We start from the raw sequence: 1874 nt of genomic DNA, 5'->3' as shown, positions 1-1874 counted from the left end.
GTTTCGCAATGCGCAGAATTCGGTGATGACCTACTCGCTCGACAACGCCTTCATCAAGGCCGTCGAGGACCCGGAGGTCAAGGTCCTCGTCCTCCGCGCGAACGGCAAGCACTTTTCCGCCGGCCACGACATCGGTACTCCGGAGCGCGATTTCGACACTCGCTACGAGAACAAGGCCACGCTGTGGTGGGACCACACGGACCGCACGGGCGGCGACCAGCGCCTCGCCCGCGAGATCGAGGTCTACACCGGCATGTGCAATCGCTGGCGCGAGCTGCCCAAGCCGGTCATCGCGCAGGTGCACGGCGCGTGCATCGCCGGCGGGCTCATGCTCGCGTGGATCTGCGATTTCATCGTCGCCTCGGACGATGCCTTCTTCTCCGATCCCGTGGTCAAGATGGGCATCCCGGGCGTCGAGTACTTTGCGCACGCCTACGTCCTCGGCCCGCGCCGCGCCAAGGAGATCCTCTACACCGGTAGACGGTTCACCGCCACAGAGGCCGCGCAGTGGGGAATGCTCAACCACGTCGTGCCGCGCGAGGAGCTCGCCGGCAAGGTCGCTGAGATCGCCGCCGAGATCGCGGAGATGCCGCCGCTCGGCCTCATGCTCGCGAAGAAGGCCGTGAACATCAGCGAGGACCAGATGGGCCTCGGCAACTCGCTCAACTCGGTCTTCGGCTGGCACCACTTCGCGCACTCCGCGAACGCCGAGGCCTCCGGCGGCGACTCCCTCGGCGGGATGGACGCCCGCTCGATGCGCGACTCGGCGAAGAACCCCACCCCTGACGTCGCAGGCCGCACCTCCCCGGACGCTGCCGCCACGTCCACCGAAGACAAGGAGGCGTAGCGCATGGACCTACGACTCGACGCCGCCAACGACGAGTTCCGCGCGGAAATCCGCGCGTGGCTCGAGGCCAACGTCCCCGCCGAACCGCTCCCCAGCATGGATACGGCCGAGGGCTTCGAGGCCCACCGCCGCTGGGAGGCGAAGATGGCCGACGCCCGGATGTCGGTGGTCTCGTGGCCGGAGGAGTACGGCGGACGCGACTGTGGGCTGACGAACTGGGTGATCTTCGAGGAGGAGTACTACCGCGCCGGCGCCCCCGGCCGGGTCACGCAGAACGGGATCTTCCTCCTCGCCCCGACGCTCTTCGAGCACGCCTCGCCGGAGCAGCTCAAGCGCATCATGCCCCGGATGGCCAGCGCGGACGACGTGTGGGCGCAGGCGTGGTCGGAGCCCGAATCCGGCTCGGACCTCGCTTCTCTCCGCTCGACCGCAAAGCGCACGGAAGGCGGTTGGCTGCTCAACGGCCAGAAGACGTGGTCCTCCCGCGCAGCCTTCGCCGACAAGGGATTCGGCCTCTTCCGCTCCGATCCCGAGCAGCAGCGCCACCGCGGCCTCACCTACTTCATGTTCGACCTGCGCACCGAGGGGGTCACGGTCCGCCCCATCGATCAGCTCGATGGCGAGCCCGGCTTCGCCGAACTGTTCCTCGAGGACGTCTTCGTCCCCGACGATCCGGCGGACCCGGCGAACTCGGGGGTCATCGGCGAGGTCGACAACGGCTGGAAGGTGGCGATGTCCACCGCGAACAACGAGCGCGGCCTCTCGCTCCGCTCCCCTGGCCGTTTCCTCGCGACCACGGATCGCCTCCTGGCCCTGTGGGGCGAGCGCCGCGACGAGATCGACGACCCCGCCGAGCGCGGGGAGCTCGCTGCCCGAGTCGTCGACGCGTGGATCGGTTCACGTGCGTACGAGCTGTCCACGTGGGGCACCGTAACTACGCTCTCCGAGGGCGGCCGGCTCGGCTCGGAGAGTTCGATCAACAAGGTGTTCTGGTCGGACTGGGACATCGCGACGCACGAAACGGCTC

General features: G+C 68.3%; 2 protein-coding genes. Both read left to right on the top strand.

What is annotated here, in order from left to right:
• Window positions 1-847: enoyl-CoA hydratase (locus V7E05_RS02525; protein ID WP_333618104.1), on the top strand; the 847-nt coding region annotated here is incomplete at its 5' end.
• A gap of 3 nt (window positions 848-850) precedes the next feature.
• Window positions 851-1874 (top strand): acyl-CoA dehydrogenase family protein (locus V7E05_RS02520; RefSeq protein WP_333618103.1); only part of this gene is annotated, 1024 nt, incomplete at its 3' end.

Source organism: Dietzia sp., assembly GCF_036741115.1.
GTDB lineage: Bacteria > Actinomycetota > Actinomycetes > Mycobacteriales > Mycobacteriaceae > Dietzia.
The sequence above is the reverse complement of the archived record's forward strand: the minus strand, read 5'-3'. Positions and strand labels throughout refer to the sequence as shown.